The sequence below is a fragment of the Paracoccus sp. Z118 genome, from assembly GCF_019061185.1.
In the GTDB taxonomy this organism is placed as follows: Bacteria; Pseudomonadota; Alphaproteobacteria; order Rhodobacterales; family Rhodobacteraceae; genus Paracoccus.
This window is the reverse complement of the sequence record NZ_JAHQZU010000002.1, coordinates 186,208-199,029: the sequence shown is the minus strand read 5'-3', so window position 1 is coordinate 199,029 and position 12,822 is coordinate 186,208. Positions and strand designations below refer to the sequence as shown.

The following is a 12,822-nucleotide window of genomic DNA, read 5'->3' as shown; positions in this document are numbered from 1 at the left end:
GGGTCAGTTCCCCGCTGGCAGCGTCACGTCCGGCACCGTCTGCTCCGCCGCCTCGTCCGTCTCTGCGGGAGCGAAGCGGGTCAGGCTGTCCGAGATTTCGGCGGCGATACGGGGCTGGTTCCGGGCATCCTCGAGCGGCCAGATCAGCACGAAACCTTCGGCCCGGCCATCGGCGACGCGGCCCTCGGCGTATCCGATATGGGTCGCGTCCTGTCCCTTGAGCGTGATCCGGCCGTCGCTCACCTGCCGGTCCGGCTTCGGCACCCAGCCGAGCGCGGTGACGAGACCGGCGAGGTCCAGCATTTCCTGCTGGCCGCCGGGCTGCGAGAACAGGATCAGCGCCGCGCCCGAATCGCCCGTGGGGCGATAGATCGACAGCGCGCGCTGGGTGCGGTCGAATTCCAGCCGATCCATCGGCGCGATGGCGGAAAGGCCGGTGTGATCGTCGCGCAGTTCCGACAGGCCCATCTCGGCCCGCCACGCCTCGCGCTGCTCGATCAGCCGCGACATGGCGGTGGGCGCGTCGGGGGCGAGCCGACCCTGCACGACCTGCGCCTCGATCGCCTCGCGCGTCATCGGGCCATCCTTGCCGTCGATGGCGCCGTCATAGAGCCCGGCCCAGCGGAGCGCGCGCTGCACCTGATCCAGCGGCGGCATCTGCGCCTCGCCGGGCGGCGGCAGATCGGGGGCGCTGCCCGGCACGGCGACCGAGCCGAGCGGCTCGGCCGTGGTCACGAAAGCGTCGCGCGGCACGGTTCCGGCGGACTTGAAGGCAGTCAGCCATGCGGCGGCCGTCGCTTCCTCCATCGGCCCCAGCGTCACGGTGAAGGCGCCGCCGGGCAACTCCATCAGCGCCGCTTCGGGGAAGGTCTCGCGCCACGCGGCCAGCGCCGCATCCGCTTCGGCGCGGGTGGGGAAGGACTGGATGTTGATGAAATGGCCCGGCGGCGGGGCCGGGGCGGGGAGTTCGGCGGCAGGTTCGGCAGCGACCTCGGGCACGGCATCCGCCGGGGTCAGCGCCACAGCCTCGCCCGGCGCGGCGAGGAAACTGTCGGCGGGAATCCGGCGCTCGGCCTTCAGCTCCGCCATGCGGGCGTTCGCATCCTCGCGCTCCATCGGGCCGAGGCCGATGGCCACCCAGTCGCCCGGCAGGGGGAAGGTCACGACATCGGGAAACTCGGCCCGCCAGCGCGCCGCCGCCTCGTCCGCCGTCGCGCTGCGCCGCGCCTCGACCCGGATCACGGTCGGCTCGGCCACCGCCGCAAGCGGCATCCCCAGCGTCATCGCGAGGGCGATCAGGCTGCCGTAGCGCAAGTTTTTCTGCATTCCCGTCTCCGCCGCCCCTTTGATCCGCGCGCATCGGCCGCAATTGACCCTGTCCGGTCAGCCCCATAGAAGGCCCCGTGACATCGCGCCAGTTATGCAAAAGGACGCCGGGATGACCAGCCCCCAGCCTCAGCCCGTGCCGCAGGTCGATCGCCCGCGCTGCTTTCAGGACGTGATCCTGCGCCTGCAATCCTACTGGGCGGCGACCGGCTGCGCGATCCTGCAACCTTACGACATGGAAGTCGGCGCGGGCACCTTCCACCCGGCCACGACGCTGCGTTCGCTGGGCACACGGCCCTGGGCGGCGGCCTATGTCCAGCCCTCGCGCCGCCCCACGGATGGCCGCTACGGCGAGAACCCGAACCGGCTTCAGCACTATTATCAATATCAGGTCATCATCAAACCCTCGCCCCCGAACCTGCAGGAGCTTTACCTCGGCAGCCTCAAGGCGATCGGGCTGGACCCGCTGATCCACGATGTCCGCTTCGTCGAGGATGACTGGGAATCCCCCACGCTCGGCGCCTGGGGCCTCGGCTGGGAGGTCTGGTGCGACGGGATGGAGGTCAGCCAGTTCACCTATTTCCAGCAGGTCGGCGGCCATGACTGCCGCCCCGTCTCGGGCGAGCTGACCTACGGGCTCGAGCGGCTGGCGATGTATGTGCTGGGCGTGGAACACGTCATGGACATGCCCTTCAACGCCCCCGACGCCGCCATCCCGCTGACCTATGGCGACGTCTTCCGCCAGACCGAACGCGAATATTCCCGCTGGAACTTCGAGGTGGCGGATACCGACATGCTGCTCCAGCACTTCAGGGATGCCGAGGCGGAATGCGCCCGCATCCTGAACGCCCCTGCCGAGGACAGCGCCGGGCGGCATATCCCGATGGCGCATCCGGCTTACGATCAGGCGATCAAGGCCAGCCACATCTTCAACCTGCTGGACGCGCGCGGCGTCATCTCCGTCACCGAGCGGCAGGCCTATATCGGCCGGGTCCGGGCGCTGGCGAAGGCCTGCGCCGACCTGTTCGTGACGACCGAGGCCGCGACGGGCCGGAACGCGGGGGCAGAGGCATGACCACCGGCAAGATCATGGTCTCGATGCTGGTGCTGACGGCTCTGCTGGCGGGGCTCGCGATGTATTACCTGCAGGTCTACGGCTTCTACGAGGAATTCGACGAGATCACCGGCCCGAACGAGATCACCGTGACGCTGCCGGACGGCAGGGCCCGTTCGGTGGAGGTCGAGGGCTTCCGCGCTATCGACGCCAGCTCCTCGCCGATCCGCTGGCGCGGCTGCTTCACGCTCGATCCCGCCGAGATCGCGGACGCCGCGCCTTACACGGGCGCGACGCCGCTCAACGGCCCGCGCTGGTTCCGCTGCTATTCGGCCCGCGGGCTGACCGAGGATCTGGAATCCGGCGCTGCCCGCGCCGTGCTGGGGCAGGCGGATGTCCGCCCCGACGTGGACCGGGTGATCGTCGTCTATCCCGACGGCCGCGCCTTCGGCTGGCACCAGTTCAACGACAAGACCCCGGAACGCGGAGTGATGGACTGATGGACCTTCTCATCGAACTGTTCTCCGAGGAGATCCCCGCCCGCATGCAGCCCCGCGCCCGCGAGGACCTGAAGCGGCTGGTGACGGACGGTCTGGTCGAGGCGGGGCTGACCTACGCCTCGGCAGGGGCCTTTTCGACCCCGCGCCGGCTGACGCTGGCGGTCGAGGGGCTGACGGCGGAATCGAAGCCCGTGCGCGAGGAGCGCAAGGGGCCGCGCACGGACGCGCCCGAGAAGGCGGTCGAGGGCTTCCTGCGCTCCACCGGCCTGACGCTGGAGCAGCTGGAACGCCGCGCCGAGAAGAAGGGCGAGGTCTACTTCGCCGTGATCGAGAAGCCGGGCCGCGAGGCGGCGGAGATCGTGGCCGAAGTGCTTGAGGCGACGATCCGCGACTTCCCCTGGCCCAAGTCGATGCGCTGGGGCTCGGGGTCTTTGCGCTGGGTGCGCCCGCTGCATTCCATCCTTGCGATCCTGTCGGACGAGGCGGGCGCGCAGATCGTGCCGTTGAGCGTGGACGGCATCGCGGCCGGCGACACGACGCGCGGCCACCGCTTCATGGCGCCCGACGCGTTCCGGGTGACGGGCTTCGACGACTACGCCGCTAAACTGCGTCGGGCGCGCGTCATGCTCGACCCCGCCGAGCGCGAAGCCGCGATCCGGCAGGAGGCCGCGAACCTCGCCTTCGCGCGCGGGTGGGAGATCGTGCCCGACGACGGGCTGATGGCGGAACTCGCAGGGCTGGTCGAATGGCCCGTGCCGCTGATGGGCGTGATCGAGGACCGCTTCCTCGACCTGCCGCCCGAGGTGCTGCAGACCTCGATGAAGGAGCACCAGAAGTTCCTGTCCGCCCGCAACCCGGCGACGGGGCGGATCGAGGGCTTCGTGACGGTGGCGAACATCGAGACCTCCGACGACGGGGCGACGATCCTGAAGGGCAACCAGCGCGTGCTGGCCGCGCGGCTGTCGGACGCCGCGTTCTTCTGGGAGAACGACCTGCGGGTCGCGAAAGCGGGCATGGGCGAGTGGGCCGAGGGGCTGAAATCCGTGACATTCCACGCCAGGCTCGGATCACAGGCCGACCGGGTGGAGCGGATCGCCGCGCTCGCCAGCGAGATCGCGCCGGCCGTGGGCGCTGATGCAGATCAGGCCGAGCAGGCCGCGCGGGTGGCGAAGCTGGACCTGCGGTCCGCAATGGTGGGCGAGTTCCCCGAGCTGCAGGGGACGATGGGCCGCTATTACGCGCAGGCCGCCGGGCTGCCGGACGCGGTGGCCGACGCGGCGCGGGACCATTATTCGCCGCTGGGGCCGTCGGACGAGGTGCCTTCTGCGCCGGTACCGGTGGCGGTGGCGCTCGCCGACAAGCTGGACACGCTGACGGGGTTCTGGGCGATTGATGAGAAGCCCACCGGGAGCAAGGACCCCTTCGCGCTGCGGAGGGCGGCGTTGGGGGTGATCCGGCTGGTGCTGGGAAATCAAGTGCGGCTGCCGCTCCTAGAAACAGCTAGCGCGGCATACTACGGCCTGATGTACAATCTGTCGGGCCAAATGCGGCTTGGTCATGTATATTGCAATGATGATGAAGGTACGTTCTTTGAACGTACCGCGCACGTCTCGTTTGATGAGGATGAGAGCGGTACCTATGCAATCTATGAACCGTTCGGATGGGAACAGATTAGCGAGCTAACTGACCAAGGGAATGTCTACTACGCTGTTGAAAGTTCGATAGTACAGTACAGCCAAGCTGGCGTCGTTCGCACCCCTACTCTGTTTACATCGTATGCTGACGAACCATTCCGCCCGAGAGGCGAGCAAGTCGATAGCCTCCTCGCCTTCCTCCACGACCGCCTCAAGGTCCATCTCCGCGAGAAGGGCATCCGCCATGACGTGATCGACGCGGTGCTGGCGATGCCCGGCTCGGACGACCTCACCCTTGTCGTCCGCCGCGCGACCGCGCTGAACGACATGCTCAAAACCGAGGACGGCACCAACCTCCTGCAGGGCCTCAAACGCGCCGCCAACATCCTCGCGCAGGCCGAGGAAAAGGACGGCGTCGAATACTCCTTCGGCGCCGACCCGAAATTCGCTGACACCGACGAGGAGCGCGCCCTCTTCGCCGCCCTCGACGCGGCCGAGCCGAAGATCGCGAGCGCCATGCGGGCCGAGGATTTCCCCGCCGCCATGACGGCCATCGCCGCGCTGCGCGGCCCCATCGACGCCTTCTTCGAGGCGGTGCAGGTCAACAGCGACAATCAGATCCTGCGCCGCAACCGGCTCAACCTGCTTTCGCGCATCCGCGAGGCGGGGCGTCTGATCGCGGATTTCGGCAAGATCGAGGGGTGAGGGGAGGCCGCGAACGGACTTGCGGACCGTTTGCAGTTCCGAACGCCCCAAGCGGAACGCGCAAGGCTTGAGGAGCCGATCAGGAAAAGGTCCCGTGGTCCTTTCCCACCGAACGCCCGAAACGCAAAGGCGAGGACCGGACGAGCTTTCCCGGCCCCATGATGCCGATGTCGTGCGGAAGCACACGGGGGCCTCGCGCCCCCGGACCCCCGCGGGATATTTGCAGCCGCCCGAAGCCCTCTCGGGCGGCTGCAAATATCCCGCGGGGGAGTCGCGCGTCAGCGCGGCGGGGGCGGACAGCCCCCTGCTAGCGCCGCTCGGTGTCGCCGTCGTCGGGGTAGTCGTCGTCGTCGCCGAAGCGGGCGTCGTCGGCCAGTTCGTCCTCGCCCTCGGGCACGTATTTGGCCGACAGGTTGATCGAATGGTTGTCGTGCATCGGGTCCATCACGACATCGGCGGGCAGCTCGCCCGCGAGCCATTCGCGGATCTCGTCGCGGGCGTCCGAGGGCTCGGCCTCGGTGATCTGCGCGACATAGGTCACGAAGGCGCGCTGGTCGCCATCGATCTCGTCAAGCTCGGCCTCGTCGGCGTCGGGCCATTTTTCCAGGATGGCCTCGTAGAACGCGGACCAGTTCTCCTGCACATGCGACCACTTCATGGGGCGATTCCTTCTGCTCTGCGGGGCGTGCCCCTTCTTGTGAGCGAAACGGGAAAGCCGCGCCACGGTTCCCAATGTTGCGGCGGCTTCCTCAGCGGGCCGGGGCGGCCCACCAGGTTTCCGGCATGAAGCCCGGCCAGTCGCCATAGATCGGCGTCTGCTGCGGAAAGTGCAGATCGGATGAATGCGCGATCCGGCTGACGGGCGAGAACGAGACCGGGATGACATAGCGCCCTGCCGTCAGCAGCCGGTCCAGCGCGCGGACGGCGGCGGTGTAGTCCTGCGCGTCGGTCGCGTTCACCATCCGGGCGATCATCGCGTCGATGGCGGGCGAGGTGACGCCCATCCAGTTCTTGCTGCCCTGCTGCGTCGCGCTGGCCGAGCCCCAGTAGAGCGCCTGCTCGTTCCCCGGCGACAGCGACAGGCCGCGCTCATACCACGCCATGTCGAAGGCGAAGCGGTTGGTGCGCTCGATGAACTGGGCGCTGTCGAGCAGCGTCACTTCGGGGCGGATGCCGATATGCTTCAGCGCCTCGACATAGATGCCGACGATCTTCAGCACTTCGCTGCCCGAACGCATGGCGCTGCCGGACTGGTTCAGCAGGATCTCGAACTGGAACGCCGAACCATCCGCGCGGCGCAGCATCCCGTCTTCGGCCACCGTCCAGCCGGCGTCCTCCAGCAGCGCCAGCGCCGTGCGCAGCCCCTTGCGGTTCAGCGCGTCCGGGCTGCCGTCAGGCAGCGTGTAGCCTTCAAGCGTGCCGGGCAGCAGGTCCGCGGCGTAGGGCGCCAGCAGGTCCGCCACCTCGCCGTCCGCGGGGCCAGGGCGCATGGCGAGATCGGAGTTCGCGAAATAGCTGGTGATGCGCGGGTCCACCCCGCCGGTCAGGGCGGCGTTGATGAACTGGTAGTTGAACGCCTCGATCATCGCCTGCCGCACGCGCCAGTCCGCGAAGACCGGGTTGCGGGTGTTCATCGCCAAACCCATGATCCCCGAGGGCCGTTCATGCGGGATTTCCGCCTGCACGACCTTCCCCTCCACCCGCGCCGGAAAGCCGTATTCGCTGGCCCATTTCGCGCCGTCGAGTTCGCGCCAGACGTTCACCTCGCCGGCCTTGAAGGCCTGGAACATGGCGTTGGTGTCCGAGAAATAATCGTAGCGGATGGTGTCGATGTTGTGCAGCCCGCGGTTCACGGGCAGGTCCGCGCCCCACCAGTCGGGATCGCGGGCGAAGCTGATCGAGCGGCCCGGATCGACGCGGTCGATGACATAGGGGCCGGAGCCGATCGGCGGCTCCAGCCCGGACTGGCTGAAATCCTGCCCTTCCCACTGCGCCTTCTTCAGGATCGGGCGCATCCCCATCAGCATCGCCAATTCGCGGTCGGGGGTGTTGAAGGTGAAGCGGACGGACCGGGGGCCGGTCTGCTCCATCCGCTCGACCTTGGCCCAGGCGCCGGCGTAGCGGGGGTGGCCTTCGGTTCCCAGCGTCTCGTAGGACCACATCACGTCCTCGATGGTGACGGACGAGTCGTCGGAAAACCGGGCCTCGGGGCGAAGGGTGAACTCGACCCAAGTGCGCTCAGGGTCGGTCTCCACGGTTTCCGCCAGCAGGCCGTAAAGGGTGAACGGCTCGTCGATCGAACGGAACATCAGCGTTTCCGCGACATGCGTCCCCACCGCCCAGGCCGGATTGCCCTTGAGCACCCACGGCTTCAGCGAATCGAAACCACCCGGCTCGGCCAGTCGAATCGCGCCGCCCTTGGGCGCGTCCGGGTTGGCATAGGGCAGGTGGGTGAAGCCGGGGGGAAGCGCGGGTTTTCCAACCATTGCAATGGCATGGGACGGCTCGGCGGCACTTGCCAGCGGCATCGCTGCAACAGTCAGCACGGCCACGGAAATCACGCGCAGCACACGCGCAATCGCGGATTCGTCAGCAATATTGAAGATTCGCATCGCTCGGCTGCCCCTTGGTGGCCGGTATGGTCCGGCTCTTGCGTTCCGAACTTACCGAAGCGCAAGGGGGCTGGCAAACTTGAGCCTTGGACTCGGGCGGTGGAAGGCGTATACCAATCCTACTGCTCGATAGGTTTCTTGCCTGTATGAAACCTGCCTCATGACTTGACGCCCGCCTTGTGCGGGCGTCTTTTTTTGCTGCGGGCGGGTGCGGCACGCGCGGCAGGGCGCCGGATGTGCGATCCGGCGGGCCTCTCAGTATCGGCGTCGGCGCCGTTTCGGCGGGCCGTCCAGCAGCCGCATCGCGCCTTCCAGCACCGCGCCATAGACCAGATGGGCGATCAGCCCCCGCGCGTGGGCCTGCCAAGGATATTCGCGCGGCTTCGCGCCAAGTCCGCTGACGGTGTTCATCCCCTCGTCCTGGACCAGGAACAGCCCCAGCCCGAACAGCGTCCCGCAGCCCGCGGTCAGCGCCGGGGTCCGGTCCCGCATCGCCGCATAGGCCAGCGCGGGGGCCACGCCGATGGCGAAATGGACCGCCACCCCGGCGGGGTGCTGGTTGTCCCGGCCCTTCGGCTCGATGTCCGTGCCCATCGCGCGGGCGATCTTGCGCGCGACGACATGGCCGGGATCCAGCCCATCGGGGCGAACGCTGCGGGTCTGCTGGCGGGTTTCGGGGTCCAGATGGTCCCACATATACCAGTCCAGCCGGTCCAGCGCGACCGAGGCGGCGACCCCCGCGACAGTCCCCTTGAGCAGAGCTTCGCCGAGATCGCCGTCATCGTCGTCGTAGTGATCCGTCCTGTGGTGCCGTGTCATTGCAGCCTCCATGGGTTTGGGCGGGAAACCAACGGGGCGGCGGGCGGCGCGGTTCCGGCGCGGCTGGCGGCAGGAAGGGGCTGGCGGATGCGGCTTTGCCGGCGCTAAGGTCGCGCCACCACCGGGGCAGGAAGGACAGGGAACATGACGGGCAGGATACTGGCGGGCAGGACCGCCGTCGTCACCGGATCGAACAGCGGCATCGGGCTGGGCATCGCCGAGGCGCTTGCGGCCGCCGGGGCCGATCTGGTCATCAACAGCTTCACGGACGACGCGCAGGACCACGAACTGGCCGAAAGGCTGTCCGCCGAACACGGCGTCAAGGCCCGCTACATCCGGGGCGACATGGCGAAGCCCGCCGATTGCCGCGCGCTGGTCGAGAAGGCGGGGCGCTGCGACATCCTCGTGAACAACGCGGGCATCCAGCATGTCGCGCCGATCCCCGATTTCCCGGCCGAGCGTTGGGACGCGATCATCGCCATCAACCTGAACTCGGCCTTCCACACCTCGGCCGTCGCGCTGCCGATGATGCGCGCAGCGGGTTGGGGTCGGATCGTCAACATCGCCTCGGCCCACGGGCTGACCGCCTCGCCCTTCAAGTCGGCCTATGTCGCGGCCAAGCACGGCGTCGTCGGGCTGACCAAGGTCACGGCGCTGGAAACCGCGACCGACCCGATCACGTGCAACGCGATCTGCCCCGGTTATGTGCTGACGCCGATCGTGGAAAAGCAGATCCCCGACCAGATGAAGACCCACAGCATGAGCCGCGAGGACGTGATCGCCAAGGTGATGCTGGCCCGCCAGCCCTCGGGCGAGTTCGCCACGGTCGAACAGCTTGGCGGGACGGCGGTGTTCCTGTGCTCGGACGCAGCCGCGCAGATCACGGGGACGACGATCTCGGTCGATGGCGGCTGGACCGCGCTTTAAGGAGGATACGCGATGGACATGGGAATCAAGGGCAAGCGGGCGCTGGTCTGCGCCGCATCCAAGGGGTTGGGCCGGGCCTGCGCCGAGGCGCTGGCGGCCGAGGGCGTGAACCTCGTCATCAACGCCCGCACGCAGGAAACGCTCGAGGCCACCGCGAAGGAGATCGCGGACCGCCACGGGGTCGAGGTGATCCCGGTCGCCGCCGACATCACCACGCCCGAGGGGCGCGAGAAGGTGCTGGCCGCGCTGGAAGGCGGGCAGGCCGACATCCTCGTGAACAACGCGGGCGGCCCGCCCCCCGGCAACTGGCAGGACTGGAGCCGCGACGATTTCATCCGCGCCATCGACGCCAACATGCTGACCGCCATCGCGCTGATGCAGGCGCTGGTGCCGGGTATGATGGAACGCGGCTGGGGCAGGGTGGTCAACATCACCTCGGCCGCCGTCCGCTCGCCCATCGCGCAGCTTGGCCTGTCGAACACCGCCCGCACCGGGCTGACCGGCTTTGTCGCCGGCATGTCGCGGCAGATCGCGGGCAGCGGCGTCTGCGTCAACAACCTGCTGCCGGGGATGCACGACACCGACCGCGCCGTCTCGCTGGACACCGCCGCGTCCAAGGCGCAGGGCATTTCCATCGACGAGGCGCGCGCCAAGCGGCAGGCGAGCATCCCCACCGGCGTCTATGGCCGCCCCGAGGACTTCGGCGCCGCCTGCGCGTTCATGTGTTCGGAACACGCGCGGTTCATGATCGGCCAGAACGTGATGCTGGACGGCGGGATCTACAACTCGACGATGTAGCGCCGCACGGCGGCGTGGGCAGGGGCACGGGCCATGGGCAGACCGGCGAGAGACGACAACAGGTGGCTTTGGGACGCCGCGAAGGTCATCGTCCTTGCGGTCGCCATCGTTGTCGCCGTGCTGCTTCTGTGGCAGCTCTCCGGCGTGCTGCTGCTGGTCTTCGGCGCGATCCTTGTCGCGACCCTGCTGCGCGCGGCGGCGGCCCCGATCGAGCGGTTCACCCCGCTTTCGCGCCGCTGGGCGGTCATCATCGCCGCGCTGCTGATCGGCGCGGTCGTGGTCGGTTTCCTCGTGATGCTGGGCGACCGGATATTGGCGCAGGCGCAACTGCTCATCGAGAATCTGCCGTCGATCGTGGCCGCTGCCGAGGACCGGCTGGGCATCGAGGGCCTGGGCGAATGGCTCGACCGGCAACGTTTCGCGGTGCTGACCAACGGCCAATGGGTCATCAACGTCGCCGGCTTCTCGACCTCTGCGTTCAGCGTCGCCGCGCAGGTCCTCGTCGTGGTGGCAGGCGGCATCTACTTCGCCCTCGCGCCGCAGGACAATGTCGAAGGGCTGGTGATGCTGGTGCCCGAATCCCAGCAGGCTCTGGCCCGCGACACGCTCGTGACGGTGGGCAGCGCGCTCAGGCTCTGGCTGCTGGGGCAGCTCGTGGCGATGGCGATGGTGGGCACGCTCGTCACGGCCGGGCTGTGGCTGCTGGGCGTTCAGGGGGCGCTGGTCCTGGGTCTCATCGCCGGTCTGTTCGACTTCGTCCCGCTGGTGGGTCCGGTGGCGGCGGCCGTTCCGGCGGTGGTGGTGGGCCTTGCCGACAGCCCCGCCACGGCGCTCTGGGTGGCGGGGCTCTACTTCGTCGTCCAGCAGATCGAAACCATCGTCATCACGCCGCTGGTCCAACAGTATTCGGTGGAGCTGCCGCCGATCCTGACGCTGTTCGCCATCTTCGCCTTCGGCACGCTGCTCGGTCCCTTGGGCGTGCTGGTGGCCACGCCGCTGGCGGTGGTCGGGCTGGTCGTGGTCAAGAAGCTCTGGATGCGCGAGGTCCTGCGCGAGGATGTCGAGGTGCCGGGCGAGGAGGGGTGAACGGAACCCCGCCCGCCCATGTCCGTTGAGCCGACGCCACGATCAACGGAGCGACTGCAATGCAACACGTCCAGACGGACATGCAGGCCTGCATCGACGCCTGCCTCGCCTGCTATGTCACCTGCCATTCCATGCTGATGGGCCATTGCGTGGAAACCGGGGGCGAGCATGTCGCGCCGGATCACGTCCGCATCATGGCCGCCTGCGCCGAAATGTGCCGCGCCTCGGCCCATATCATGCTGACCGGATCGCCCCTCCACCGCCACAGTTGCCGCGCCTGCGCCGAGATCTGCGAGGCCTGCGCGAAGGACTGCGAGGGCATGGCAGGGATGGAGGATTGCGTCCGCGCCTGCCGCCACTGCGCCGAGGAATGCCGCAAGATGGCGGCCTGAGATTCAGGCCGTCTCAGCCTCTGCCGCGATCTCGGCCTGAAGGAAGCGGCGGAACGCGCGGATCGCCGGCAGATTGCGGCGGGCGGGCGGATAGACCAGCCAGTAGGCGCGGCCATTCGCGGCGAGGATCGGGAACGGCTGCACCAGCGCGCCCGTCGCCAGTTCGAACCGGAAGAAACGGGGGGTCAGCAGCGCCACCCCCTCGGCGGCGACCGCGGCCCGCGCCTCGTGGATCTGGGTTCCGAGTTGCAGGACCGGGCCCGGCGGCGCTTCGCTGCGCGGCAACCCGGCGGCGGCCAGCCACACGTCCCACGCCGGATCGGCGGGGGCGAGCCGGTGCAGCGACATGATCTGCGCCGGTTCGGTCAGCGGCCCGTGGCGCCGGGCCAGTTCGGGCGACAGCATCGGGGTGAAATCCACGTCGAAGAGGTGATGGGCGGTCAGCCCCGGCCAGTCGCCCATGCCGTAGCGGATGGCGAGATCGAAATCCTCGCGGGCGAAATCGATCAGCGCGTCCGAGGCGTCCAGCCGCACCGAAAGGCCCGGATTGGCCGTCTGGAAATGCGCCAGCCGCTGCGACAGCCAGTTCCCCGCGAAGGTCGGCAGGGTGCTGATCGACAGCGTCTCCGGCCCGGTGCCGTCATGGGCATAGATGCTGCGAAGCATGTCGAACGCCTCGCGCGTCGCGGGGGCAAGCCGCTGGCCGAGCGCCGTCAGCTCCAGCCCGCGCGGCTTGCGCAGGAACAGCCGCCCGCCCAGCCGTTCTTCCAGGATGCGGATCTGATAGCTGACCCCGGCCTGTGTCATGCCCAGCTCGCCCGCGGCGGCCGTGAAGGACAGGTGCCGGGCGGCGGCCTCGAAGGCGCGGACAGCCGAAAGGGGCGGGAGGTGATGCATAAGCCAACCTTGTGCCGCCATGCCGCGGCTTTGTTGGATCGCAGGCCCGAATGGTAGCACCCTTGGTCCATT

12 protein-coding genes are annotated in these 12,822 nt (G+C 68.5%); 7 read left to right on the top strand and 5 right to left on the bottom strand.

Annotation, left to right across the window (positions count from 1 at the left end; genetic code table 11):
* Positions 1-3: 3 nt before the first annotated feature.
* On the bottom strand, positions 4-1,326 hold the full coding sequence (locus KTN05_RS02525; RefSeq protein ID WP_217327795.1) for a peptidoglycan-binding protein: 1,323 nt from the start codon (positions 1,324-1,326) through the stop codon (positions 4-6).
* A gap of 112 nt (positions 1,327-1,438) precedes the next feature.
* On the opposite strand from KTN05_RS02525, the gene KTN05_RS02520 reads away from it, so the two are divergent.
* The 3 genes from KTN05_RS02520 to glyS are packed head-to-tail and all read left to right on the top strand — an operon-like array spanning position 1,439 to position 5,219.
* Complete coding sequence (locus tag KTN05_RS02520; protein ID WP_217327794.1) at positions 1,439-2,401, top strand: glycine--tRNA ligase subunit alpha; 963 nt, start codon at positions 1,439-1,441, stop codon at positions 2,399-2,401.
* Positions 2,398-2,880, top strand: coding sequence for a DUF6446 family protein (locus tag KTN05_RS02515; protein ID WP_217327793.1), 483 nt, complete (start codon positions 2,398-2,400; stop codon positions 2,878-2,880). The genes KTN05_RS02520 and KTN05_RS02515 overlap by 4 nt, the downstream gene beginning before the upstream one ends.
* Positions 2,877-5,219 (top strand): glycine--tRNA ligase subunit beta, encoded by a 2,343-nt coding sequence (glyS, locus tag KTN05_RS02510; protein ID WP_217327886.1) that lies wholly within the window; start codon positions 2,877-2,879, stop codon positions 5,217-5,219. The genes KTN05_RS02515 and glyS overlap by 4 nt, the downstream gene beginning before the upstream one ends.
* A 307-nt stretch (positions 5,220-5,526) precedes the next feature.
* On the opposite strand, the gene KTN05_RS02505 is transcribed toward glyS, so the two are convergent.
* The 3 genes from KTN05_RS02505 to KTN05_RS02495 all read right to left on the bottom strand — a co-directional run bounded on the left by KTN05_RS02505 (position 5,527) and on the right by KTN05_RS02495 (position 8,650).
* Positions 5,527-5,877, bottom strand: a complete 351-nt coding sequence (locus KTN05_RS02505; protein WP_217327792.1) for a hypothetical protein — start codon at positions 5,875-5,877, stop codon at positions 5,527-5,529.
* Between the two features lie 91 nt (positions 5,878-5,968).
* A complete protein-coding gene (locus KTN05_RS02500; protein ID WP_217327791.1) occupies positions 5,969-7,831 on the bottom strand; it encodes an extracellular solute-binding protein in 1,863 nt (620 codons plus the stop codon).
* Positions 7,832-8,086: 255 nt separating this feature from the next.
* Complete coding sequence (locus KTN05_RS02495; RefSeq protein WP_217327790.1) at positions 8,087-8,650, bottom strand: DUF1440 domain-containing protein; 564 nt, start codon at positions 8,648-8,650, stop codon at positions 8,087-8,089.
* Positions 8,651-8,794: 144 nt separating this feature from the next.
* Between KTN05_RS02495 and KTN05_RS02490 the strand changes: the two genes are divergently transcribed.
* From KTN05_RS02490 to KTN05_RS02475, 4 genes are read left to right on the top strand one after another with little or no spacing between them, the layout of a single operon-like run.
* Positions 8,795-9,577: a 3-hydroxybutyrate dehydrogenase gene (locus KTN05_RS02490; RefSeq protein ID WP_217327789.1), complete on the top strand. Its 783-nt coding sequence runs from the start codon at positions 8,795-8,797 to the stop codon at positions 9,575-9,577.
* A gap of 12 nt (positions 9,578-9,589) precedes the next feature.
* Positions 9,590-10,375: an SDR family oxidoreductase gene (locus KTN05_RS02485; protein WP_217327788.1), complete on the top strand. Its 786-nt coding sequence runs from the start codon at positions 9,590-9,592 to the stop codon at positions 10,373-10,375.
* 33 nt (positions 10,376-10,408) lie between these two features.
* Positions 10,409-11,461 carry an AI-2E family transporter gene (locus KTN05_RS02480; RefSeq protein WP_217327787.1) on the top strand — a complete coding sequence of 351 codons (1,053 nt, stop codon included), beginning with the start codon at positions 10,409-10,411 and terminating at the stop codon, positions 11,459-11,461.
* A 59-nt stretch (positions 11,462-11,520) separates the two neighbouring features.
* The gene (locus tag KTN05_RS02475; protein WP_217327786.1) at positions 11,521-11,853 is read left to right on the top strand and encodes a four-helix bundle copper-binding protein; all 333 of its coding nucleotides are present in this window, start codon (positions 11,521-11,523) and stop codon (positions 11,851-11,853) included.
* A 3-nt stretch (positions 11,854-11,856) separates the two neighbouring features.
* On the opposite strand, the gene KTN05_RS02470 is transcribed toward KTN05_RS02475, so the two are convergent.
* Entirely contained in the window at positions 11,857-12,750 is an 894-nt protein-coding gene (locus KTN05_RS02470; RefSeq protein ID WP_217327785.1) for a LysR substrate-binding domain-containing protein, read from the bottom strand.
* Positions 12,751-12,822: the final 72 nt, after the last annotated feature.

Bases quoted from the DNA above. Each gene is read 5' to 3' on its own strand.
- KTN05_RS02525 (WP_217327795.1), bottom strand. From the start codon at position 1,326: ATGCAGAAAAACTTGCGCTACGGCAGCCTGATCGCCCTCGCGATGACG.
- KTN05_RS02520 (WP_217327794.1), top strand. From the start codon at position 1,439: ATGACCAGCCCCCAGCCTCAGCCCGTGCCGCAGGTCGATCGCCCGCGC.
- KTN05_RS02515 (WP_217327793.1), top strand. From the start codon at position 2,398: ATGACCACCGGCAAGATCATGGTCTCGATGCTGGTGCTGACGGCTCTG.
- KTN05_RS02505 (WP_217327792.1), bottom strand. From the start codon at position 5,877: ATGAAGTGGTCGCATGTGCAGGAGAACTGGTCCGCGTTCTACGAGGCC.
- KTN05_RS02500 (WP_217327791.1), bottom strand. From the start codon at position 7,831: ATGCGAATCTTCAATATTGCTGACGAATCCGCGATTGCGCGTGTGCTG.
- KTN05_RS02495 (WP_217327790.1), bottom strand. From the start codon at position 8,650: ATGACACGGCACCACAGGACGGATCACTACGACGACGATGACGGCGAT.
- KTN05_RS02490 (WP_217327789.1), top strand. From the start codon at position 8,795: ATGACGGGCAGGATACTGGCGGGCAGGACCGCCGTCGTCACCGGATCG.
- KTN05_RS02485 (WP_217327788.1), top strand. From the start codon at position 9,590: ATGGACATGGGAATCAAGGGCAAGCGGGCGCTGGTCTGCGCCGCATCC.
- KTN05_RS02480 (WP_217327787.1), top strand. From the start codon at position 10,409: ATGGGCAGACCGGCGAGAGACGACAACAGGTGGCTTTGGGACGCCGCG.
- KTN05_RS02475 (WP_217327786.1), top strand. From the start codon at position 11,521: ATGCAACACGTCCAGACGGACATGCAGGCCTGCATCGACGCCTGCCTC.
- KTN05_RS02470 (WP_217327785.1), bottom strand. From the start codon at position 12,750: ATGCATCACCTCCCGCCCCTTTCGGCTGTCCGCGCCTTCGAGGCCGCC.